Source organism: Streptomyces sp. NPDC001153, from assembly GCF_053598315.1.
Genome location: NZ_JBSFJZ010000030.1, coordinates 36,080 through 57,399, shown reverse-complemented (window position 1 = coordinate 57,399; position 21,320 = coordinate 36,080). Strand labels below are relative to the sequence as shown.

Genomic DNA, 21,320 nt, shown 5'->3' with positions numbered 1-21,320 from the left:
CCCCTCGTCGAGGGCCTCTTCCGGTTCAGTCCAGCTGGAGCCGGTCCGCCAGGCCTGCCTCCTCGAACGCCTTCACCACGTCCTCGCGGGTCTCGGTGAAGTGGGCCCAGCTGTCGCAGTGGGCCGGGACCACCCGGCGGGCGGCGAGCAGCCGGGCGGCGGCGGCCGTCCCCTGGCCGTCGAGGACGAGGAGGGCGTCGTCGAGGACGGGCATCCTGGGCGCGCCCGCGAAGAGGACGGCGGTGTCGACGGGGGCGTGGCGGTCGGCGATCTCCTGGACCAGGTCCAGGGAGGCGTTGTCGCCGCTGACGTAGACGCTGGGCAGGTCGGCGGAGGTCAGCAGGAAGCCGGTGACCTCGCCGACGAGCGGCTCGGAGCCCTTGGGACCGTGCAGGGCCGGGGCGGCGGTCACGGTGACCGTGCCGCCGTCGGGGCGGGCCAGCTCGACGGACTGCCAGGGGGTGAGCGGCTCGGTGGTGCCGCCGAGCCGGGCGGCCGCGGCGGGGGTGGTGAGGGTGCGCGGGGTGGCGGCGAGCAGGGCGCGGCCGGAGTGGTCGAGGTTGTCGGCGTGCTGGTCGTGCGAGAGCAGGACGACGTCCACCGGGCCGAGTTCGGCGGCGCTCGTGCGGGGCGGCGCGGTCTTGGTGAGGGTGCGGCCGCTGGGCGACGGGTAGTCGCCGGGGTCGTCGAAGGTGGGGTCGGTGAGGAGGCGGAGTCCGCCGTACTCGATGAGGACGGTGGGGCCGCCGAGGACGCGGACCGGAATCTGCTCGCCGGAATCACCGGCACGGACAGCAGCAGCCATGGAACTCTCACCTCACGGATAGTAGGAGCGTCATCCGTGAGACACGCTATACCTCTCTCACGGATGGCGGCAAGCCGTACCATGAGAAGCATGAGTTCCCCGACCCCCGCCGAAGAAAGCGCCGGCCCGGTCCCGCCGCCCGCGCCCGGCGCCGCCGAGCATCTCGCCCTCGACCTCGCCAACAGCGCGATCGTCCTGCCCGGCGGACAGCGGGTCGACCTGATCGACACGCCCGCGCGGGCACAGCGCTGGCTGGTGGACCGCGGGCTCGCTCCGGCCGGCGCCGGCCTGCGCGAGACCTGCGCGAGCCGGCTGCGGTCACTGCGGGAGCACATCCGCCCGCTGCTCGCCTCCCGCATCGAGGGCCGCCCCGCCCCCGGCGACGCCCTTTACGCCGTCAACGAGGCACTCACCCTCGCCCCGGCCGCCTCCCTGCTGCGCTGGTCGGCCGAGCAGGGCCTGCACCGCGCCACGGCCCACCCGACCACCCAGATCGTCGAGCACGCCCTGGCCGCCCTCGCCGCCGACGCCGCCGACCTGCTCACCGGCCCCGACGCCGACCGCCTCACCGCCTGCGGCTCCGCCCCCTGCAACCGCTACCTGCTCCGCCACGGCCGCCGCCACTGGTGCTCCACCCGCTGCGGCGACCGCGCCCGCGCGGCCCGCGCCTACGCCCGCCGGACGGGCCGCACGGAGGAAGAAGACTGAGCGGGACCGGGCGGAGACCCGCCCCCGCGCCCTCACCGTCCCCCCGGCCGACCCTACGTATTGTAGGTTCCCAACCGCCAGCGATCGCAGGGCTGTTCATTCGTCTGTTCATCGGGGGATCCATGCAGGACACGGAAACGGAGGCCGGCGGCGAGGTCTGTGTGCGCAGCCTGGCACCGACACTGACCCTGCTGGCCGTCAGCCTTGTGATCGCCGCCGTCGGCGTGTATGAACTGTGCGGGTTCGGACTGCACAGCCTCGACCGGCGGCCGCACCTGTTCAGCGACGGGCTCGCGACCGGCGGGGTGATCGTCGCCGCGGTCGCGGCCGGCGCGGCGGTGGGCAACCTGGGCTGGCATCTGATGACGGCCCGGCGCGGCAGGGGAAGGGCCGGGTAAGAGGCACGGCATCGGAAGGGCCGGGTAAGAGCGGTTGTGGGTACGCTCCTGTCCGGTACACGGCCCAACCGGACTACCTGACAAGCTGTAGGGTCAAGGGTGGCCTCGACCGAGGTCGCCCCGTCCCCCCTCATCTCAAGGTGACCAGTCACCATGTCCGCTCAGCAGCAGACCCTGATCTCCTCGCAGGTCCCCGCCCAGCGCGGTTCCCGCCGCATCCCCCAGTTGCCCGTGCCGGGCCCCCGCCTGCGCGCGCGGGCGGCCTCGGCCACCGTGTGGTACCTGCGGCTGATCGCCGTCTTCAACATCATCGCGGTCATGTCGCTGCCGTTCCGCAAAGAGGTGCAGGAACACAACGACGGCAAGCTCTTCACCGCCCGCCACGTCCACGCGCACACGCACCACGCCGGCCAGTTCTTCACGCCGTACCTGGCCACCGCGGGTCTGGTCTCGGCCGCGGCGGCGATCTTCCTGGCGCTGGTGATGCGGCGCGGCAAGCGGGCCGCCTGGGTGGTCAACCTGCTGTGCGCGGGCCCCCTGTTCGTGCTCTACGTCCTCGCGCTCACCCAGCACCCGTTCCGCGACCACGCCTTCAACTGGGTCTCCACCGCCCTCACCGGGCTCTTCGTGGCCGCCCTGCTGATCGGCCGCCGTGAGTTCAACGCCATCGGCGACCCCTCCAACCCGAAGCTCGCGCTGGCCGTCGGCGCCGGTGGGCTCCTGCTGACCGGCGGTCTGGGCACGCTGCTCGTGCACGCCACCAACAAGCTGCCCCACGCCCCTCTGCTGGAAGAGCTGGCCTACAGCCTGCTGCGCGGCATCAGCGTCGGCCCACTCGCCGACCGGGTCGACTCCGTGCACTCCCCGCGCTGGGTCGACATCATCCTCAACATCCTGCTCGCCGCGGCCTTCTGCCTGGTCCTGTACGCCTGCTTCCGCTCCCCGCGCGGCCGGAAGCTGCTCACCGAGGAGGACGAGACCCGGCTGCGGGCCCTGCTCGACAAGCACGGCGCACGCGACTCCCTCGGCTACTTCGCGCTGCGCCGCGACAAGGCCGCCATCTTCTCCCCCACCGGCAAGGCCGCCGTCACCTACCGCGTCGTCGGCGCGGTCTCCCTCGCCTCCGGCGACCCGATCGGCGACCCCGAGGCCTGGCCCGGCGCCATCGACGCCTGGCTCAGCGAGGCCCGCCGGCACGCCTGGACCCCCGCCGTCATGGGCGCGAGCGAGGAGGCCGGCACCATCTACGCCCGGCACGGCCTGGACGCCCTGGAACTCGGCGACGAGGCGATCGTCGACATCGCCGACTTCACCCTCGAGGGCCGCGCCATGCGCGTGGTCCGCCAGGCCCACAACCGGGTCAAGCGGGCCGGCTACACCGTCCGCATCCGCCGCCACGAGGACATCCCCGCCGAGGAGATGGCCCTGCTCGTCGAGCGCGCCGACCGCTGGCGCGACGGCGCCACCGAGCGCGGCTTCTCCATGGCCCTGGGCCGGCTCGGCGACCCGGCGGACGGCCGCTGCGTGATGCTGGAGTGCCGCGACGCCAACGACGAGCCGCGCGCCCTGCTCAGCTTCGTGCCCTGGGGCGAGCACGGCCTCTCCCTGGACCTGATGCGCCGCGACCGCGACTGCGAGAACGGCCTGATGGAGTACATGGTCGTGGAGCTTCTGCTGCGCGCCAAGGAGTTGGAGATCAAGCGGGTGTCGCTGAACTTCGCGATGTTCCGCTCGGTGTTCGAACGCGGCGCCCGTCTGGGCGCGGGCCCGGTCCTCCGGATCTGGCGCTCGACCCTCACCTTCTTCTCACGTTGGTGGCAGATCGAGTCCCTCTACCGTGCCAACGCCAAGTACCGCCCGGTGTGGGAACCGCGTTTCCTGCTCTTCGCCAAGAGCAGCGACATCCCCAGGATCGGCCTGGCGAGCGCCCGGGCGGAGGGTTTCCTCACGCTGCCGGGTATGGGCGGCCGGGAGTCCTGAGCCGAAGGAAGCCGCTCACTTCACAACGCCACGGCGCTCACCCGCCCACGGTGAAACCGATCACCGCTCCTCCGCCCTCCCGCCGGAAGGCGAACGGTGCTCCGCCATGTGCCATGGCGACCTCGCGAACGATGGACAGGCCGAGGCCGGAGCCGGGCAGGGAGCGGGCGTCCGCGGCGCGGTAGAAGCGGTCGAAGATCCGGATCAGGTCGCCCTCGGCGATACCCGGCCCCCGGTCCAGCACCTCCACCCGCACGGTCCCCGACCGTGCGGGCCCGGTGATGCTGATCTCGATGGGCTCCTTGCCCCCCCGGTCGAACTTGGCCGCGTTCTCCACCAGGTTCGACATGGCCCGCTGAAGCATCCCGGGCCGCCCGTCGGTCGTCGTGTCACCGCTGGTGCGCAGCACGATCTCGCGCCCGGTACGGCGCTTGGCGAGCCCCATGACGTCCTCGGCGATGTCGGCGAGGTCCACCCGCTGCGGCGGCTCGGTGTCCGACTGCCCCGCCGCGAGGTCGACCAGCTCGTTGACCAGGTCGGTCAGCTCCCGCGCCTCCTGGGTGAGGTCGGCGACGAGGTCCTCCCGGGTGGCGGGCGGCAGTTCGTCGATACGGCGGAGGAGGGAGATGTTGGTGCGCAGGGACGTCAGCGGGGTGCGCAGTTCGTGGCCCGCGTCCTGCACCAGACGCCGCTGGTCCTCCTCGGACTGGGCCAGGCGGCCCAGCATGCGGTCGAAGGCGCGGCCGAGCCGCCCCACCTCGTCCAGACCGGCGACCGGCACCTCGATGCCCAGCCGGCGGGTGCGGGCCACGTCCTCCGCGGCGGAGGTGAGGATCACCAGGCGCCGGGTGATCCGGCGGGCCAGCCACCAGCCGAACAGACCGGCTGCCACCACGACCGCCGCCATCAGGATCAGCGTGCGCTGCTGCAGCGTGCGCAGCAGGTCCTCGGTGTCGCTGAACTCCTGCGCGACCTGGACCGCGCCCCGCCCGTCACCGAGCGAGACGGTGGCGATGCGGTACACGTCCGAGTCCACCGGCACGTCCTTGTGCTGGACCACCTTCCCCGCCGTCGTCGCGAGCGCCATGGCCTTGTCACGGGAGGTGACGGGCAGGCTGGGGTTGCCGCGGTCCACGATCTGGCCCTGCGCGCCGAGCACCTGCACATCGGTGCGGGCGGGCCGGACCAGGTCGTGCCCGGGGCGGGAGGAGGAGAAGTCCTCGGGAACCATCTCGTGCTGCCGCACCTCGCCCCGCACGTCCTGCACGACCTGCGTGAACACCGACTGCTGGTCGACCCGGACCAGCCGTGCGGCACTGCCGTAGGACAGGATGCCGACGAGGATCGTGACGGCGGCGGTGACGGCCGCGAAGGAGACGGCGAAGGTGGTGCGCAAGGAGACCAGCTTGGGCCGGCCGGGCGCCAGCAGCCGCCGCAGCCGGCTCACCTAGTCCTCCCGGAGCACGTAACCCACGCCCCGCACGGTGTGGATCAGCTGCGGTGCGCCGGGCTCGTCCAGCTTGCGGCGCAGGTAGCCGACGTAGACGGCGAGGTTCTTCGAGCCGGGCCCGAAGTCGTAGCCCCAGATCCGGTCGTAGATCGTGGAGTGGTCGAGCACGATGCCCGCGTTGCGCACGAGCAGCTCCAGCAGCTCGAACTCGGTGCGGGTCAGCTCCAGCTCGCGCTTGCCGCGCCAGGCCCGGCGGGCCTGCAGGTCCATGCGGATACCGGCGGCCTCGACCTGCCGGTCGGAGAGCTGGGGCTCCCGGCCGCCGCTCTCGCCGCCGCCGGTGCCGTTGCCGTTGCCGGCGGGCACCGGGCTGGTGCGGCGCAGCAGGGCGCGCAGCCGGGCGAAGACCTCCTCGACGTCGAACGGCTTGACCACGTAGTCGTCGGCGCCGGCGTCCAGGCCCGCGATGCGGTCGGCGGTCTCCACGAGGGCGGTGAGCATGAGAATCGGGGTGCGGTCGCCCTCCGCGCGCAGCACCCGGCAGACCTGGAGCCCGTCGATCCCCGGCATCATCACGTCGAGCAGGAGGACGTCCGGCGGCGTCTTGTGGGCCTGTGCCAGTGCCTCGACACCGTCGGCCACCGCCGTCACCTCGTACCCTTCCAGGGTCAGGGCACGCTCCAGGGCATGACGGATGGCACGGTCGTCTTCAGCGAGCAGCACAGTCTGGGGCACGCACCCAGTTTGCCAAGGCCTGAAGCGGTTCGGTCGGGGCGAGCGGACCTACGATCACGCTTTTTACCCCTCTCTCACCGTCACACGGGCAACCCGGCCCGCCGCCCTACCGTCTTCTCACCTCGCCTGAGCGCCGAGCCGGGCGAGCTGCTCCTCGAACGGTACGACCAGCGGCCCGGCCGTCCTCCCGGGCGCGGCCCCCCGCAGCCCCGTCATCAGGCCGGCCAGCTCGCCCGCCGCCCGCTCGATCCGCCCGGGCAGTCCCTCCTCGCCCCAGTCCTCCGACGCGGCGTACACCCCCGTCGGCACGACCACGGCCCGCAGATGGGTGAACAGCGGACGCAGCGCATGCTCCAGCACCAGCGAGTGCCGGGCCGTACCCCCGGTGGCGGCGATCAGCACCGGCTTGCCCACCAGCGCTTCCTTGTCCAGCACGTCGAAGAACGACTTGAACAACCCGCTGTACGAGGCACTGAACACCGGTGTGACGACGATCAGCCCGTCGGCCCCCGCCACCGCGTCCTGCGCGGCGGCGAGCGCCTTCCCGGCGAACCCGTTGGTGAAGTTGTGCGCGATCTCGACGGCGAGGTTCCGCAGCTCGACGACCTCCACCTCCACCTCCGCCCGGCGCGCCACGGCGGTGGCGAGCCGGTCGGCCAGCAGCCGGGTGGAGGACGGGACGCTCAGTCCCGCGGACACGACGACGAGCTTCATGCGACGTTCTCCTTCCGTGCGTCCTTCTGCGCGTCCTTCTGCGCGTCCTTCTGGGCGGCGGCGAGCAGGGACCGGTGGGTCGGCGCCTCCGGCACGTCCGCGGGGCGGCCGTTCGCGAACTCCTTGCGCAGTACCGGTACGACCTCCTCGCCGAGCATGTCGATCTGCTCCAGCACGGTCTTCAGCGGCAGACCGGCGTGGTCCACCAGGAACAGCTGGCGCTGGTAGTCCCCGGCGTACTCGCGGAAGGTCAGGGTCTTCTCGATCACCTGCTCCGGCGTGCCGACGGTCAGCGGGGTCTGGTCGGTGAAGTCCTCCAGGGAGGGCCCGTGGCCGTAGACCGGCGCGTTGTCGAAGTACGGCCGGAACTCGCGCACCGCGTCCTGCGAGTTCCTCCGCATGAACACCTGGCCGCCCAGGCCGACGATCGCCTGCTCGGGCGTGCCGTGCCCGTAGTGGGCGAACCGGGTCCGGTACAGCTCGACCATCCGCTTGGTGTGGTCGGCCGGCCAGAAGATGTTGTTGTGGAAGAAGCCGTCGCCGTAGTAGGCCGCCTGCTCGGCGATCTCCGGGGAGCGGATGGAGCCGTGCCAGACGAAGGGCGGTACGCCGTCCAGCGGGCGCGGGGTGGCGGTGAAGCCCTGCAGCGGTGTGCGGAACCTGCCCTCCCAGTCCACGACGTCCTCGCGCCACAGCCGGCGCAGCAGGGCGTAGTTCTCCAGGGCGAGATTGATGCCCTGCCGGATGTCCTGGCCGAACCAGGGGTAGACCGGCCCGGTGTTGCCGCGGCCCGTCATCAGGTCGACACGCCCGTCGGCCAGGTGCTGGAGCATCGCGAAGTCCTCCGCGATCTTCACCGGGTCGTTGGTGGTGATCAGGGTGGTGGACGTGGAGAGGATCAGGTTCTCGGTCCTGGCCGCCACATAGCCGAGCATGGTCGTCGGGGACGACGGCACGAACGGCGGGTTGTGGTGCTCGCCGGTGGCGAAGACGTCCAGGCCGGCCTCCTCGGCCTTGAGCGCGATGGCGACCATGGCCTTGATGCGCTCCGCCTCGGTCGGCGTACGCCCCGTGGTGGGGTCCGGCGTGACGTCGCCGACCGTGAAGATCCCGAACTGCATGGTCGCTCACCCTCCAGGTTGTTTACTGTTCAACTATACCCGTCGAACAGTTCCCCGCCCCTGGTTGTTCCAGCCCCCTTCAGGGCGCGATCACCAGCCGCCCGCGCACCCCGCCCTCCGCGAGCCGCGCATGCGCCTTGGCCGCCTCCTCCAGGGCGAACGTCTCCGCCACCCGCAGGGTCAGCACACCCTCGTCCACCAGCCGGACCAGCTCCGCGAGCTGCGCACCGTCGGCCCGCACCCACACGTTCCGCGTGCGCACCCCCCGCTCCGCCTCCGGCAGCACCCCGTCACGGACCGCGACGAACCCGCCCCCGTCCCGCACCCACGCGAGCGCCGGCACCCCCAGCACGGCGGCGTCCAGCACCGCGTCCACACTCCCCGGCTCCACCCCGCCCTCCGTGAAGCGCGCGGCACCCAGGGAACGCACCAGCTCCTCGTCGCCCGCCCGGCCGTGCCCGGTCACCTCGATCCCCCGGTGCGCGGCCAGCTGCACCGCGAACCCGCCGACCGCACCCGCCGCCCCGGTCACCAGCAGCCGGTCACCCGGCGCGAGATCCAGCAGATCCAGGGCCTGCAGCGCGGTCAGCCCGTTCAGCGGCAGGGTGCCCGCGTGCGCCGCGTCCACCGAGGCCGGCGCCGCGGCCACGGCCTCCGCGTCCACGACGACGTACTCGGCATGAGCCCCCAGCGGATCCGCAACCCCCGCCACCAGCGCCACCACCGCATCGCCGGCCTCCCAGGAGGCGGGCGCACCCACCGCGTCCACCGTCCCGGCCACGTCCCAGCCGAGCCCCAGGGTCTTGCCGGCCCCGCCGAAGACACCGGCGCGCACGGCCGCGTCCACCGGGTTCAGTGCACCCGCGGCCACCTTGATCCGCACCTGCCGCGCCCCCGGCTCCGGCACCGCGACATCCGCGATCTCCACGCTCTCCGGCCCGCCGAACGCCCTCACCACAGCAGCACGCATGACAACTCTCCCCACACACAAGGCAGTTGATGACTCCGCGGCACCTTTCCGGCCGCAGCACCAACCGCAGGAGAGCTACTATCCATTGGTAAGTAGTTACCTGAGAGTGCGTAGCTGTCCCGAAGGGAAGAGCCCATGGCGACCACGACCGCCGCCCAGCGCCGCGAACAGGCCCGCGCCGACTACGACGCCTTCCTGCGCGCATGCCCCTCCCACCAGCTGCTCGGCCGGCTCAGCGACAAGTGGGTCAGCCTGGTCATCGCCGCCCTGTCCGGCGGCCCCAAGCGCTACAGCGACCTCGGCCGCACGATCGCCGGCGTCAGCCCCAAGATGCTCACCCAGACCCTGCGCACCCTCGAACGGGACGGCATCATCAGCCGCACCATCACCGCGTCCGTCCCCGTCCGCGTCGACTACGCCCTCACCCCCCTCGGCGCCGGCCTCGCCGGCCTGCTGACCGCCGTGAAGGACTGGGCCGAGACCCACTTCGAGGAGGTACGAGCGGCCCGCGAGCACTACGACACGCAGAACCCCGCCTGAACCCCTGACCAGCGGGCCTCAGAAGGCGTACGAGTCCCCGGTGTCCAGGACCAGCACCCGCACCCGGTCGTTCGTGTGGTCCTTGCCCGTCGTGCCACCGCCCCACACCTTCTCGATCTCCAGCGTGACCTCCGACGACGTCTCCCCCAGCCGCACCGGCACGTCCAGCTGCTCACCCGCCCCCTTCACGGCCAGCGCACCCGTCCCGCACACCACCGTCCGCTCGTCCTCCCGGACACACCGCGCCGGCAACTGCTGCCCCTCGGCCAGCGCCACCGACCAGCGCAGCCGCACGGTCGCGTCCGGCACGGCGGCGGGACCGTCGTTGCGCGGGGTCAGCTTCACCTCGACCTCGTCGCCGCTCATCACCGCCGTCCCGTGAAAGGACAGATCGGCCTCGGGCACGGGAGCCGGGGCGGCCACCGCGGCCCCCGACGCCGACAGCACACCGGCCAAGGCCCCCGCCACCATCCACGTCCGCATCCGCACGCCGCTCACCACTCCACGCTCGCGATCGATCCCACTGCTGAACGGATGTATGCCACGCAGACCACGGCGCAGGCGCCGTCCAACAGGTGACAAGCCACGCACCGGCTCCCACACCCCGCATGACAGGCTGCTGCCCATGTCGATCCTCCGCTCCGCCGCCCTCTTCGTCGTCGCCGCCGTCTTCGAGATCGGCGGCGCCTGGCTGATCTGGCAGGGCGTACGCGAGCACCGGGGCTGGCTGTGGATGACCGGCGGGGTCCTGGCCCTCGGCGCGTACGGCTTCGTCGCCACCTTCCAGCCGGACGCCCACTTCGGCCGCATCCTGGCCGCGTACGGCGGCATCTTCGTCGCCGGCTCACTGCTGTGGGGCGCGGTCGCGGACGGCTACCGCCCCGACCGCTGGGACGTGACCGGGGCGCTGATCTGCCTGGCCGGCATGGCCGTGATCATGTGGGCCCCGAGGAACGGCGCCTGAGCCTCACTTACGCTGGACGGAGCCGTAAGCCACCCGAACTCCAGGAGCTGCCCATGGCCCCCGCGTCCCGCATCGCCGTCGTCACCGGTGCGAGCAGCGGCATCGGCGCCGCCACGGCCCGGCAGCTCGCCGAGGCCGGCTACCGCGTCGTCCTCACCGCCCGCCGCAAGGACCGCATCGAGGCACTGGCGGAGGAGCTGACCAAGGCGGGCCACTCGGCGGTCGCCTACCCGCTGGACGTGACCGACCGCGCGGCCGTCGACGAGTTCGCGACGGCCTTCCAGACCATCGGCGTCCTGGTCAACAACGCGGGCGGCGCCCTCGGCGCGGACCCCGTGGCCACCGGCGACCCGGCGGACTGGCGCACGATGTACGAGACGAACGTCATCGGCACCCTGAACCTCACCCAGGCCCTGCTGCCCAAGCTGGTGGCCAGCGGTGACGGCACCATCGTCGTCGTCTCCTCCACCGCAGGCCACGGCACCTACGAGGGCGGCGCCGGCTATGCCGCCGCCAAGCACGGCGCCCACGTCCTCGCCGAGACCCTCCGCCTGGAGATCGTCGGCCGGCCGGTCCGCGTCATCGAGATCGCCCCCGGCATGGTGAAGACGGAGGAGTTCGCCCTGACCCGCTTCGCCGGCGACGAGGCCAAGGCGGCCAAGGTCTACGAGGGCGTGGCCGAGCCCCTCACGGCGGACGACGTCGCGGAGACGATCACCTGGGCCGTCACCCGCCCCAGCCACGTCAACGTGGACCTCCTCGTCCTCCGCCCCCGCGCCCAGGCCTCCAACACCAAGGTCCACAGGGAGCCGTGATGCCCGAGTCCCCCGACCTCCCCGAGACCCCCGCCTCCGCCGACGCCCTGGAGAGCCTGGAACAACGGCGCCTGGCCCAGGAGACCAGGGACGAACGCAAGGTCTGGTACTTCCTGGGCTACTTCCTCTTCGGCATCCACCTCGTGGCCTTCGTGATGATCTACGCGGTACGGCACGCGAAGTGACCTGACGGACAGGCTCGTTCACTCACACGAGGGAACCTCGCAGATCACCCGATCAACAACCGAACAGGCGCCCCAGGCTCGCGCCACACGATCAATTCGACGGCCCTCAGCAGGGATGCAGCCCCGCTGAGGGCCTCACCAGCACGGAAGTGGAGGCTTCCCTGTGGCTGAATGCGAGCCTATCGGGCACCGGTTCATGGATCTCACGGTGCCCGAGTACGCGTACATGTTCGGGTTCTTGCAGGCGGATGGGCATCTGCAACAGGGCGCCGGGCAGAAGGGCAAGTTGACTGTTGAGCTCAGCGCACGAGACGCCGACCTCCTGAGGGCCTTCCAGAAGTTGACGCCGTACAACAGCAGCGTCACCCAACGCACCCGGTCCACGAACTTCGCCGAGACACACTCCGCCGCCGTCTGGAGCCTGTGTTCGCTGGAAGCCAGAACCAGGATCAACGAACTCGGCCTTCCGTACGGACGCAAGTCAAGAACGATTGCGCCGCCCCAGGTCGAATTCTCCCGCCCCGATTACCTGCGGGGCCTGATCGATGCAGACGGCTCCGTCGGCTTCACCACGCAGGGCTACCCGTTCCTCTCCCTGACCACAGCCAGTACGGCCATCGTCGCCTACCTGTGCTTCTACGTAGAGGGGACTACGAGCACCAAGCGCACGCCTCGACGCAACCAACGCGATGACATCTACAACATCACCTACATCACCGAGACGGCCAAGGCCCTGAGCGAGCATCTCTACTATCCCGGCTGCCTTTCTCTGCAGCGCAAGCGGGAGGCCGCCGACCTCGTGGCCAACTGGGTTCGTCCCGCAGGATCAAAACCCAGACGTCCCCGCATCGAGTGGACGAGTGAAATGGACCGAGTCCTGCTCGCGGCTCCGAAGATCGCGCACGCGGCAGCCCAACTCGGCCACTCCCAGAGCGCCTGCCAAGTACGCCGCTGGAAACTGCTGCACGGCGTAGTGCCGCTGCCCGCCTGAGCAGCCTGCTGGGCGCGGCGAGGGTTCGCCGCGCCCAGCAGCATTCCTAGCCCTTCACACAGATGAACTGCTTCAGCTTCGCCACGACCTCCACGAGATCACGCTGCTGCGCCATCACCTGGTCGATGTTCTTGTAGGCGCCCGGAATCTCATCCAGGACCCCCGCGTCCTTGCGGCACTCCACACCCCGCGTCTGTTCCTCAAGGTCCTTGACGGTGAAGTGCCGCTTCGCTGCGTTGCGACTCATACGCCGACCTGCCCCGTGGGACGCCGAGTTGAAGGCCTTCTCGTTCCCGAGGCCCTTCACGATGTACGAGCTGGTACCCATCGAGCCCGGAATGATCCCGAACTCCCCGGAGCCGGCTCGGATCGCTCCCTTGCGGGTCACGAGCAGATCCATGCCCTCGTACCGCTCCTCAGCAACGTAATTGTGGTGACACGAGATCTCCGGCTCGAAGGTCGGCTTGGCCTTCTTGAACTCCTTGCGGACCACGTCCTTCAGGAGCGCCATCATGAGCGCGCGGTTGTACTTGGCGTACTCCTGCGCCCAGTAGAGATCGTTCCTGTACGCCGCCATCTGCGGGGTGTCCGAGACGAACACCGCCAGGTCACGGTCGACCAGCCCCTGGTTGTGCGGGAGCCCCTGCGCGGCACCGATGTGGTACTCGGCGAGTTCCTTGCCGATATTGCGTGAACCAGAGTGCAACATCAGCCAGACCGAATTTGTCTGATCCAGACACAACTCGATCAGGTGGTTGCCGCCTCCGAGTGTCCCCATCTGCTTATGCGCCCGCTCCTGACGGAATTTGACGGCTTCCGCAACCCCGTCGAACCGCCCCCAGAAGTCGTCCCACCCGGCCGTGGCCAAGCCATGGAAGTCCCCCGGCTCCACGGGATCCTCATGCATCCCCCGCCCCACCGGAATCGCCTGCTCGATCTTCGAGCGCAGACGCGACAGGTCACCCGGCAGGTCGTTCGCCGTCAGCGACGTCTTCACCGCCGACATCCCGCAGCCGATGTCCACCCCGACCGCCGCCGGGCACACCGCGCCCTGCATGGCGATGACGGAACCGACCGTCGCACCCTTGCCGTAGTGCACGTCCGGCATCACGGCCAGGCCCTTGATCCACGGCAGGGTCGCCACGTTCTGGAGCTGGCGCAGGGCCACGTCCTCGACCGTCGCGGGGTCGGTCCACATCCGGATCGGGACCTTCGCGCCCGGCATCTCCACGTACGACATACGTTCCTCATTCCCCCGAAAACGACAACAAAGGCTTACACAACGCTTATAAGCGGCAAACCGGAAAAGCAGCATCGACGCCGGTGAAAAAGGACAAGGGACCGGCGGTCACGGCAGTGCGTGCGATAGACATTGTCTCCAGGGGGCGCCCCGCTGCGGCAAGCGAATAACCAGCGGGGACACTGGAGCACCAAGCGAGCGCACACCCGAGAGGAGCCCGACCGTGCAGCGGAAGGCGTACGTAACCGGCACCGCCGCTCTCCTCGCGGCGCTGCTGGCCGGCTGCACGAGCGGCTCGGGCAGTGACAGCCCCCCGGACAACGCCAATCCGGGCGACGCCGGCACCGCCAAGGCCGCCGCCCAGCCGGGCAGGTACCGCACGCTGCCGGAGCCCTGCGGTGCGGTCAGCCACGACACCCTGGACTCGATGCTGCCCGGCATCAGGCAGATCGCCGACCCCGCCCAGCGGGACAAGGCCTACCAGGGCCAGGCCGCGCTCACCTACGACACCGATCGCAAGGTGGGTTGCCGCTGGAAGGTGGAGTCCGCCGACGCCACCGATCGTCTCTCGGTCGATTTCGAGCGCGTGGTGTCGTACGACAACACGGTCAGCGACGACGACCAGGCGAAGAAGCTGTTCGAGGGCTTGGAGTCGGCCGCCGACCTTCCCGAGCCGAGCGGTTCCGCGGCGACGAGCGGGTCACCGGCGCCCTCGTCCTCGGCCTCGTCCTCGGCTTCGGTCCCGGCCTCGCCGTCGTCGTCCGCCTCGTCGTCCTCGTCGTCCGTTTCCTCGTCCGCGCCCAGCGGCAGTCCCTCCGGTTCTCCGTCCGGCTCTCCCTCCGGTTCCGCCACGGCCGATCTGCAGCCCCGGGTGCTGTCGGACCTCGGTGACGAGGCGTATATCGACGACCAGCTCGGTTCGTCCGGTTCGACCGTCGGGCAGCGGACGGTGACTGTGGTGTTCCGCACGTCCAACGTCGTCGTCACCATCGAGTACGAGGAGCAGCCGACGGCCGTCGGAACGGTTCCGGACAGCAAGGAAATGCAGGACAGGGCCCGTAAACTGGCCTCTCAACTGGACGATGCGCTGGGCGGTTGACCGCCCGGGGGGCCGTCGGCTCGGCCGCGCGCGAAGCATCCGAACGGAAACCGCACAGCTCCTTCACCGCGTACCGTGGGGCCCCGCAGGAACCCGCACGACCACCGAGCGTCATGAGTGAAGGAACCATGCAGCGAGCAGCCCAGCAAGACGACCGTGCCCAGCGACAGATGCGTGGCAAGCGCCTGAGCCGTGTTCTTGTCTGCGCGGCAGCCGTGCCGGCGGTGTTGATCACGGCCGCCTGTTCGTCGGGCTCGGGTGACTCCAAGGGCAAGGGCACCGGCAGTGGTGCGCAGCAGTCCGCGGGGAGCGGCGCGCAGTCCACGGCGAGCGTGTCCCCGGGTGTGCAGGCGGCCGCGTACCAGAAGCTGCCCGGGGCGTGTGCGGTGCTGTCGCAGAAGACCCTGACGGATCTGGTGCCGAAGGGCACGTCGGGCAAGAAGGGCGGGTCGGACGATCCGTCGTTGCGTGGCTCCTGTTCCTGGAGCAGTCTGGACAACAACGGTGTGAAGGGGTCGCAGTTCCGGTGGCTGAACGTGTCCCTGCTCCGTTTCGATTCGGACGCCACGCGCGGTGCCGGTGACACGCAGGCCCACACGTACTTCGCCCAGCAGGTCAAGGACGCCGAGTCGGTGGCCGGTGCGAAGAACACCAAGGAGGTTCCGCTGTCGGGTACGGGGGCGGAGGCGACGGCCGTGCGGTACGACCTGCAGAAGAAGGAAGGCCTTTTCAAGCAGCAGACGGTGGTCGCGCGGGTCGAGAACGTGGTGGTCACGCTCGACTACAACGGCGCCGGTCTCGCGGGTGAGCAGACCCCGGACGCCGACGAACTGACGAAGGCGGCGGAGCGTGCGGTCAAGGAGGCGGTCGGGGCGGTGCAGTCCGCCAACGGTTCGTCCTCGTCGGCCGGTTCGGGTGCGAAGGTCTCGGCGTCGCCCTCGCAGTCGGCGTCGGGGTCCCCGTCCAAGTCGGCTTCTTCCAGCGCTTCTCCGTCCAAGTCGGCCACGAAGAAGAACTGACCGACCGGTCCGTAGGGGTTCGAAGTCCCGACCGGTACCACGTTCGCCGTTCGCGTGTGCCACCCTGTTGCGCGCAACAACAGGCAAGGGGAGGGGAGTACGAGTGGCCGCGCCACTGCAGCTGACTCGGATGCACCGCGTTCTCATCGGTGTGGTCGTGACCGGCGCCTTGATCATCGCTGGTATCGGCTTCGCCGGCTCCTACGCGGCCGTCCGTGAGCTGGCCATCAAGAAGGGCTTCGGGAACTTCTCCTATGTCTTCCCGGTGGGCATCGACGCGGGTATCTGTGTCCTGCTGTCCCTGGACCTGCTCCTGACCTGGATCCGCATACCCTTCCCGCTGCTGCGGCAGACGGCGTGGCTGCTGACGGCGGCGACGATCGCGTTCAACGGTGCCGCCGCCTGGCCGGATCCGCTGGGTGTCGGCATGCACGCGGTGATCCCGGTGCTGTTCGTGGTGGCGGTGGAGGCGGCCCGGCACGCGATCGGCCGGATCGCCGACATCACGGCGGACAAGCACATGGAGGGTGTCCGTCTGACGCGCTGGCTGCTCTCTCCGGTTCCCACCTTTCTGCTGTGGCGTCGGATGAAGCTGTGGGAGCTGCGCTCGTACGACCAGGTGATCAAGCTGGAGCAGGAACGTCTCGTCTACCAGGCCCGCCTGCGCTCCCGCTTCGGCCGCGCCTGGCGCCGGAAGGCGCCGGTGGAGTCCCTGATGCCGTTGCGTCTGGCGAAGTACGGCGTTCCGCTGGCGGAGACGGCCGGGGCGGGCCTGGCGGCGGCGGGCATAGAACCGGTCCTGTTGCCGGCCGTGCCGCAGCAGCTGCGGCTGGCGGCGGGCGATGCCGGCGCCGTGGTCGCGGGCGGTCGTGCCGTTGGGGCGGCACCCGTGCCGCAGCAGGCGGTACCTGTCGGCGAGCAGCGCCCCGAGGAACCCCCGGTGGACGAGCAGAGTCCCTGGTTCCAGGCTCAGCGTCAGGTCGACTACCACGGTGGCTACGACCCGGCCTATGACCCGATGATGCAGGAGCCTCAGTACGCCCCGGACGAACAGTACGAGGAGTGGTACGAGGAGCAGCAGCCGGAGGACTTCCAGCAGCCCTCGCCCGAGGAGACCGGCAGTTTCCCCATTCCGGTGGGCCCGAACCGCACCCGGGAGCTGGGTGAGGGCGGTGGTGCCCCGGAGCCCGATGAGGAGTCGTACTACCAGGTCTTCCGTCAGTCGATCGACGGCAGCTTCCCCACTCCGCATCAGTTCGGCGAGGCGGTGGAGGCGACGTTCAGCATGAAGCTTCCCAGCCGTGAGGCCGACCGTATGGTCAAGCGTTTCACCAACCGCTTCAACGCGGAGCTGGAAGAGAATCACATCGCCTAGAGTCCGCACGGGAAAAGGGGCCCTCCGTCGAGGGCCCCTTTTCCGTTACCGCTTGTGCGTACCGGTGCTTGTGCGGACCGGTTACGTGTACCGGCTCACTCTCCGAGCAGGCGCCGTACCCGCTCCTGCCCGACCGCGAGCAGCAGCGTGGGCAGCCGGGGGCCGGTGTCGCGGCCGACGAGCAGGTGGTACAGGAGGGCGAAGAACGCGCGCTGAGCCGTCTTGATCTCGGCGGGGAGTTCCTTCGGGGTGGCGTCGGCCGGGAAGCCGGCCTGTACCTTGGGCACGCCGTAGACGAGGTGGGTCAGTCCGTCGAGCGACCAGTGCTCGGCGAGTCCGTCGAGCAGCAGCCGTACGGACTGCTGGGAGGCCTCGTCGAGGGACTTCAGCAGTTCGGCGTCGGGCTCGTCGCGCACGATGGTCCGCTGGTCGGCGGGCACGTGTGTGTTGATCCAGGCCTCGGCCTTGTCGTAGCGGGGCCGTGCCTCGTCCAGGGAGGCGAGCGGCTGTTCCGGGTCCAGCTCGGACAGGATCCGCAGTGCCTGGTCCTCGTGTCCGGCGGTGATGTCGGCGACGGAGGCGAGTGTGCGGTACGGCAGCGGGCGCGGGGTCTTCGGCAGCTCGGCGGCGGCCGTACCGACGGCGCGGGTGTACGCGGCGACGTCGGCGGGCAGGGCGGAGCCGTCGGTGACCTTGGCCGCGAGCTTGTCCCACTCGTCGTAGAGCCGCTGGATCTCCTGGTCGAAGGCGATCTTGAAGGACTGGTTGGGCCTGCGGCGGGCGTAGAGCCAGCGCAGGATCTGCGGTTCCATGATCTTCAGTGCGTCGGCCGGGGTCGGGACCCCACCGCGCGAGGACGACATCTTCGCCATGCCGCTGATGCCCACGAAGGCGTACATGGGCCCGATGGGCTGCTTGCCGCCGAAGATCCCGACGATCTGGCCGCCGACCTGAAAGCTGGATCCCGGGGAGGAGTGGTCGACGCCGCTGGGCTCGAAGACGACGCCTTCGTACGCCCAGCGCATCGGCCAGTCGACCTTCCAGACCAGCTTGCCGCGGTTGAACTCGCTGAGCCGCACGGTCTCGGTGAAGCCGCACGCGGTGCAGGTGTAGGCGAGTTCGGTGGAGTCGTCGTCGTAGGAGGTGACGGTGGTCAGGTCCTTCTCGCAGTTGCCGCAGTACGGCTTGTACGGGAAGTACCCGGCGGAGCCGGAGCTGCCGTCGTCCTCGGACGCGGCGCCCGAGCCCTCCTCGGCCTCCAGTTCGGCCTCGTCGACGGCCTTCTGCTGCTGCTTCTTCGGGGCCTTCTTCGTGCGGTACTGGGCGAGGATCGCGTCGATCTCGCCGCGGTGCTTCATGGCGTGCAGGATCTGCTCGCGGTAGGTGCCGGAGGTGTACTGCGCGGTCTGGCTGATCCCGTCGAACTCGACGCCGAGCTCGGCGAGCGAGGCGATCATGGCGGCCTTGAAGTGCTCGGCCCAGTTCGGGTACGTGGAGCCGTGCGGTGCCGGCACCGAGGTCAGCGGCTTGCCGATGTGCTCGGCCCAGGACTCGTCGATGCCCGCGATGCCTGCCGGGACCTTGCGGTACCGGTCGTAGTCGTCCCAGGAGATCAGGTGCCGGACCTGGTGGCCACGGCGGCGGATCTCGTCGGCGACCAGGTGCGGGGTCATGACCTCGCGGAGGTTGCCCAGGTGGATGGGTCCGGACGGCGAGAGTCCGGACGCGACGACGACCGGTTTGCCCGGGGCCCGGCGCTCCGACTCCTCGATGACCTCATCCGCGAAACGGGAGACCCAGTCGGTGGTCTCGGTGCTCTGAGCCACGATCGGCACGTCCTTCTTTCTGAACGGGGTGGCACTCCATCTGATCGGGGTGACACCCCATTCTCACAGACGGGCTCGCGCCCGCGAAAACGGCTTTACCCGCCGTGGGATACTGGCTGGGACTATCCATCCCCACGAGGAGAACGGCACCCATTCCTATGGCCTCGGTCACGTCCCTCAGCGACAACGTCCAGCGGCACCTCGCGTCCGCCCTCTCGGCCACCCTGCCGGAGGCCGCCGGCGCGGACCCGCTGCTGCGACGAAGCGACCGGGCCGACTTCCAGGCCAACGGGATCCTCGCGCTGGCCAAGAAGGCGAAGGCGAACCCGAGGGAGCTGGCGACGCAGGTCGTCTCCCGGGTGGTGACGGGTGACGAGCTGATCAAGGACGTCGAGGTCTCCGGCCCCGGCTTCCTGAACATCACGGTCGCGGACCGGGCGATCACCGGGAACCTGGCCGCGCGGTACGCGGACGAGACCGGCCGCCTCGGCGTGCCGACCGCCGCCGAGCCGGGCACGACGGTGATCGACTACGCGCAGCCGAACGTGGCGAAGGAGATGCACGTCGGCCATCTGCGTTCCGCCGTGATCGGGGACTCGGTGGCCCAGCTCCTGGAGTTCACGGGCGAGAACGTGGTGCGGCGCCACCACATCGGCGACTGGGGCACCCAGTTCGGCATGCTCATCCAGTACCTGGACGAGCACCCGCACGAGCTGGACCACAAGGAGGCCCAGGTCACCGGTGAGGAGGCGATGTCGAACCTCGACCGCCTCTACAAGGCCGCGCGCAAGCTGTTCGACTCCGACGAGGAGTTCAAGACGCGGGCCCGGCGCCGGGTGGTCGACCTCCAGGCCGGCGACCCGCACACGCTGGCCATGTGGCAGAAGTTCGTGGACGAGTCGAAGATCTACTTCTTCTCCGTCTTCGAGAAGCTGGACATGGAGATCCGCGACCCGGACATCGTCGGCGAGTCGGGCTACAACGACATGCTGGCCGAGACCTGCCGCCTTCTGGAGGAGTCCGGGGTGGCCGTCCGCTCGGAGGGCGCCCTGTGCGTCTTCTTCGACGACGTCAAGGGCCCGGACGGCAACCCGGTGCCGCTGATCGTCCAGAAGTCGGACGGTGGCTACGGCTACGCGGCGACGGACCTGTCCGCCATTCGTGACCGTGTCTTCAGCCTGAAGGCGAACAACCTCGTCTACGTGGTGGATGCCCGCCAGGCCCTGCACTTCAAGATGGTCTTCGAGACGGCGCGGCGGGCCGGCTGGCTGAACGAGGACGTCACCGCCTTCCAGCTGGCCTTCGGCACGGTCCTCGGCAAGGACGGCAAGCCGTTCAAGACGCGTGAGGGCGAGACGGTCCGTCTGGTGGACCTCCTCGACGAGGCGATCGACCGTGCCTCGGCCGTCGTGCGGGAGAAGGCCCAGGACCTGTCCGAGGAGGAGATCGCCGAGCGGGGTGCCCAGGTGGGCATCGGCGCGGTGAAGTACGCGGACCTGTCGACGTCGGCGAACCGGGACTACAAGTTCGACCTGGACCAGATGGTCTCGCTCAACGGCGACACGAGCGTGTATCTGCAGTACGCGTACGCCCGGATCCGGTCCATCCTCCGCAAGGCCGGTGAGACCCGTCCGGCCGCGCATCCGGAGCTGGCACTGGCGGAGGCGGAGCGTGCCCTGGGCCTGCATGTCGACGCGTTCGCGGAGACGGTGACGGAGGCGGCGGCGGAGTACGCCCCGCACAAGCTGGCGGCATACCTCTACCAGCTGGCGTCCCTGTACACGTCCTTCTACGACAAGTGCCCGGTCCTGAAGGCCGAGACGCCGCAGCAGGTGGAGAACCGTCTGTTCCTGTGCGACATCACGGCCCGCACCCTGCACCGGGGCATGGCCCTGCTGGGCATCCGGACGCCGGAGAAGCTCTGACCCCCAGCACGCGGGGCGTAAGTAGGACAGCCGCTGTCCTACTTACGCCCTAGGGTCCTCGTCATGACCACGGAGACCTCTCCCGCGCCCGCGTTCCGCTTCGCCGCCGTCACCTTCGACTGTGCCGACCCCGCCGAACTGGCCCGTTTCTACGGCGAGTTGCTCGGCATGTCGGTTCTCTTCTCCACCGACGACTTCGTCCTCCTCGGCAAGGAGGGCGCGACCGGCCTCGGCTTCAACCGGCTCGCCGACTACCGCCCGCCCACCTGGCCGGACCCGGCCCAGGAGAAGCAGGCGCACATCGAGCTGGGCGTGGACGACCTGGACAGCGCCGAGAAGCGGCTGCTCGACCTGGGCGCCCGCAAGCCGGAGTTCCAGCCGGGCGAGGAGCGGTGGCGGGTGCTGCTGGATCCCGCCGGGCACCCGTTCTGCATCACCACGCTCGTCTGAGCGCGTTCGT

22 protein-coding genes are annotated in these 21,320 nt (G+C 70.1%); 13 read left to right on the top strand and 9 right to left on the bottom strand.

The features are described from left to right. Window positions 1-25: 25 nt before the first annotated feature. Window positions 26-805 (bottom strand): MBL fold metallo-hydrolase, encoded by a 780-nt coding sequence (locus ACWDEN_RS30280; protein WP_351614889.1) that lies wholly within the window; start codon window positions 803-805, stop codon window positions 26-28. Window positions 806-886: 81 nt separating this feature from the next. Between ACWDEN_RS30280 and ACWDEN_RS30275 the strand changes: the two genes are divergently transcribed. The 3 genes from ACWDEN_RS30275 to ACWDEN_RS30265 all read left to right on the top strand — a co-directional run bounded on the left by ACWDEN_RS30275 (window position 887) and on the right by ACWDEN_RS30265 (window position 3,891). Continuing rightward, a complete protein-coding gene (locus tag ACWDEN_RS30275; RefSeq protein ID WP_450860939.1) occupies window positions 887-1,513 on the top strand; it encodes a CGNR zinc finger domain-containing protein in 627 nt (208 codons plus the stop codon). Window positions 1,514-1,635: 122 nt separating this feature from the next. Next, on the top strand, window positions 1,636-1,911 hold the full coding sequence (locus ACWDEN_RS30270; protein WP_351614884.1) for a hypothetical protein: 276 nt from the start codon (window positions 1,636-1,638) through the stop codon (window positions 1,909-1,911). A gap of 153 nt (window positions 1,912-2,064) precedes the next feature. After that, entirely contained in the window at window positions 2,065-3,891 is a 1,827-nt protein-coding gene (locus ACWDEN_RS30265; RefSeq protein ID WP_450860937.1) for a phosphatidylglycerol lysyltransferase domain-containing protein, read from the top strand. Window positions 3,892-3,928: 37 nt separating this feature from the next. Here ACWDEN_RS30265 and ACWDEN_RS30260 read toward each other — a convergent pair whose 3' ends face one another. The 5 genes from ACWDEN_RS30260 to ACWDEN_RS30240 all read right to left on the bottom strand — a co-directional run bounded on the left by ACWDEN_RS30260 (window position 3,929) and on the right by ACWDEN_RS30240 (window position 8,881). Next, the gene (locus ACWDEN_RS30260) at window positions 3,929-5,338 is read right to left on the bottom strand and encodes a sensor histidine kinase (protein WP_351614878.1); all 1,410 of its coding nucleotides are present in this window, start codon (window positions 5,336-5,338) and stop codon (window positions 3,929-3,931) included. Further along, window positions 5,339-6,064 (bottom strand): response regulator transcription factor, encoded by a 726-nt coding sequence (locus tag ACWDEN_RS30255; RefSeq protein ID WP_351614900.1) that lies wholly within the window; start codon window positions 6,062-6,064, stop codon window positions 5,339-5,341. It abuts the gene before it with no gap. A 129-nt stretch (window positions 6,065-6,193) separates the two neighbouring features. Further along, window positions 6,194-6,790, bottom strand: coding sequence for a CE1759 family FMN reductase (locus ACWDEN_RS30250; RefSeq protein ID WP_351614875.1), 597 nt, complete (start codon window positions 6,788-6,790; stop codon window positions 6,194-6,196). Then, the gene (locus ACWDEN_RS30245; RefSeq protein ID WP_450860934.1) at window positions 6,787-7,911 is read right to left on the bottom strand and encodes an LLM class flavin-dependent oxidoreductase; all 1,125 of its coding nucleotides are present in this window, start codon (window positions 7,909-7,911) and stop codon (window positions 6,787-6,789) included. The genes ACWDEN_RS30250 and ACWDEN_RS30245 overlap by 4 nt, the downstream gene beginning before the upstream one ends. Before the next feature lie 79 nt (window positions 7,912-7,990). Next, complete coding sequence (locus tag ACWDEN_RS30240) at window positions 7,991-8,881, bottom strand: NADP-dependent oxidoreductase (RefSeq protein WP_450860933.1); 891 nt, start codon at window positions 8,879-8,881, stop codon at window positions 7,991-7,993. Between the two features lie 135 nt (window positions 8,882-9,016). Between ACWDEN_RS30240 and ACWDEN_RS30235 the strand changes: the two genes are divergently transcribed. Then, entirely contained in the window at window positions 9,017-9,421 is a 405-nt protein-coding gene (locus ACWDEN_RS30235) for a winged helix-turn-helix transcriptional regulator (protein WP_351614867.1), read from the top strand. An 18-nt stretch (window positions 9,422-9,439) separates the two neighbouring features. Here the strand turns inward: ACWDEN_RS30235 and ACWDEN_RS30230 are convergent, their stop codons facing one another. Further along, window positions 9,440-9,919, bottom strand: a complete 480-nt coding sequence (locus ACWDEN_RS30230) for a hypothetical protein (protein ID WP_351614864.1) — start codon at window positions 9,917-9,919, stop codon at window positions 9,440-9,442. Window positions 9,920-10,046: 127 nt separating this feature from the next. Between ACWDEN_RS30230 and ACWDEN_RS30225 the strand changes: the two genes are divergently transcribed. The 4 genes from ACWDEN_RS30225 (at window position 10,047) to ACWDEN_RS30210 (ending at window position 12,376) form a co-directional block, all read left to right on the top strand. Further along, entirely contained in the window at window positions 10,047-10,385 is a 339-nt protein-coding gene (locus ACWDEN_RS30225) for a YnfA family protein (RefSeq protein WP_351614861.1), read from the top strand. A 53-nt stretch (window positions 10,386-10,438) separates the two neighbouring features. Further along, window positions 10,439-11,200 carry an SDR family NAD(P)-dependent oxidoreductase gene (locus ACWDEN_RS30220; RefSeq protein WP_351614858.1) on the top strand — a complete coding sequence of 254 codons (762 nt, stop codon included), beginning with the start codon at window positions 10,439-10,441 and terminating at the stop codon, window positions 11,198-11,200. Continuing rightward, entirely contained in the window at window positions 11,200-11,385 is a 186-nt protein-coding gene (locus ACWDEN_RS30215; protein WP_351614855.1) for a hypothetical protein, read from the top strand. Before ACWDEN_RS30220 ends, ACWDEN_RS30215 begins: the two co-directional genes overlap by 1 nt. A 196-nt stretch (window positions 11,386-11,581) precedes the next feature. Beyond that, a complete protein-coding gene (locus ACWDEN_RS30210; protein ID WP_450860929.1) occupies window positions 11,582-12,376 on the top strand; it encodes a hypothetical protein in 795 nt (264 codons plus the stop codon). Between the two features lie 46 nt (window positions 12,377-12,422). Here ACWDEN_RS30210 and ACWDEN_RS30205 read toward each other — a convergent pair whose 3' ends face one another. Beyond that, window positions 12,423-13,616 carry an RtcB family protein gene (locus ACWDEN_RS30205; RefSeq protein ID WP_450861015.1) on the bottom strand — a complete coding sequence of 398 codons (1,194 nt, stop codon included), beginning with the start codon at window positions 13,614-13,616 and terminating at the stop codon, window positions 12,423-12,425. A gap of 223 nt (window positions 13,617-13,839) precedes the next feature. Here ACWDEN_RS30205 and ACWDEN_RS30200 point away from each other — a divergent pair, with 223 nt between their 5' ends. The 3 genes from ACWDEN_RS30200 to ACWDEN_RS30190 all read left to right on the top strand — a co-directional run bounded on the left by ACWDEN_RS30200 (window position 13,840) and on the right by ACWDEN_RS30190 (window position 17,109). Next, window positions 13,840-14,715, top strand: a complete 876-nt coding sequence (locus ACWDEN_RS30200; protein ID WP_450860927.1) for a DUF3558 domain-containing protein — start codon at window positions 13,840-13,842, stop codon at window positions 14,713-14,715. Window positions 14,716-14,843: 128 nt separating this feature from the next. Beyond that, window positions 14,844-15,734 (top strand): DUF3558 domain-containing protein, encoded by an 891-nt coding sequence (locus tag ACWDEN_RS30195; protein WP_450860925.1) that lies wholly within the window; start codon window positions 14,844-14,846, stop codon window positions 15,732-15,734. Between the two features lie 130 nt (window positions 15,735-15,864). After that, entirely contained in the window at window positions 15,865-17,109 is a 1,245-nt protein-coding gene (locus tag ACWDEN_RS30190; RefSeq protein WP_351614894.1) for a DUF2637 domain-containing protein, read from the top strand. A 95-nt stretch (window positions 17,110-17,204) separates the two neighbouring features. Here the strand turns inward: ACWDEN_RS30190 and lysS are convergent, their stop codons facing one another. After that, window positions 17,205-18,944, bottom strand: a complete 1,740-nt coding sequence (lysS, locus tag ACWDEN_RS30185) for a lysine--tRNA ligase (protein WP_450860923.1) — start codon at window positions 18,942-18,944, stop codon at window positions 17,205-17,207. A gap of 149 nt (window positions 18,945-19,093) precedes the next feature. Here lysS and argS point away from each other — a divergent pair, with 149 nt between their 5' ends. After that, window positions 19,094-20,860, top strand: a complete 1,767-nt coding sequence (argS, locus tag ACWDEN_RS30180; RefSeq protein ID WP_450860921.1) for an arginine--tRNA ligase — start codon at window positions 19,094-19,096, stop codon at window positions 20,858-20,860. Window positions 20,861-20,923: 63 nt separating this feature from the next. Then, window positions 20,924-21,310 carry a VOC family protein gene (locus tag ACWDEN_RS30175; RefSeq protein ID WP_351614834.1) on the top strand — a complete coding sequence of 129 codons (387 nt, stop codon included), beginning with the start codon at window positions 20,924-20,926 and terminating at the stop codon, window positions 21,308-21,310. The last annotated feature ends 10 nt before the right edge of the window (window positions 21,311-21,320 follow it).